2 pseudogenes are annotated in these 843 nt (G+C 77.2%); one reads left to right on the forward strand and one right to left on the reverse strand.

Annotated elements, in window-relative coordinates:
- Positions 1–286: pseudogene (locus DKT68_RS32275) on the reverse strand (hypothetical protein); the annotation flags it as partial.
- Positions 287–326: 40 nt separating this feature from the next.
- On the opposite strand from DKT68_RS32275, the pseudogene DKT68_RS28980 reads away from it, so the two are divergent.
- Positions 327–843: pseudogene (locus DKT68_RS28980) on the forward strand (hypothetical protein); the annotation flags it as partial.

Below are 843 nucleotides of genomic sequence, written 5' to 3' on the forward strand. Positions count from 1 at the left end.
ACCGCCGCCCGACAGCGCCGGACCGCCCGACGCCACCGGACCGCCCGACGCCACCGGACCGCCCGACAGCGCCGGAGCGGTCCGGCCCGACGGCGGACGGGCGTCCGCCGGTCGCGCCGCCGCCCACGTGGCAGGTCTCGGATGCCCGGTCGACCCCGACGCCCACCGCCGCGACGCCCACCGGCTCGACGTCCACCGCCGCGACGTCCGCTGCTCCGACGTCCACCGCCGCGACGCCGACGCCTACCGGGGACGCCGAGCCGGTGCTTCCGATAGCACCCGGCATGCCGCGCCGCTACGTACCCCCGCCGCCGTCCGAACCGCCGGTGACGCCCGCTCCGGAACAGGCCGACGAGCCGGTCACCGGGGGACCGGCCGCCTGGTTCAACCCTGCGCAGGAGGCGGAGTCCGACCAGGACAAGCCGGAGACGGACCGCCAGCCAGCCGACGCGAGCGGCGACCGGTCGACCGACGGCGGCCCGTCCCTCTCCTCCGCGGCGACCAGCGCGGACCGTGACCCGTGGACGCCGGACGCCGATCCGGGCACCGCTGACCGGCCGAGCGACCCGGGCGACGCGTCCATCGAGCCACATGTCATGGCGCCCTCCCCGCCGGTCTCCGCACCGCCCTTCCGGCCGGTTTCCGCACCTCCCGTCGAGCCCACCTCGGCACCGCCGGCACAACCGATCTCCGCGCCGTCGGCCGAGGGCGTCTCCGGCGACGGTGACCCCTGGGCCGATGACGTCGTCACCGACCGGGATCTCGGGATCGGGTCGACGTGGTGCTGCGTTCCGGCACTCGGTACGCCCGAGATCGGCCGGGGCGCCTCGGTCGGTGTCGGGT

Origin of the sequence: Micromonospora acroterricola (assembly GCF_003172955.1) — a bacterium.
GTDB classification, from domain to species: domain Bacteria; phylum Actinomycetota; class Actinomycetes; order Mycobacteriales; family Micromonosporaceae; genus Micromonospora; species Micromonospora acroterricola.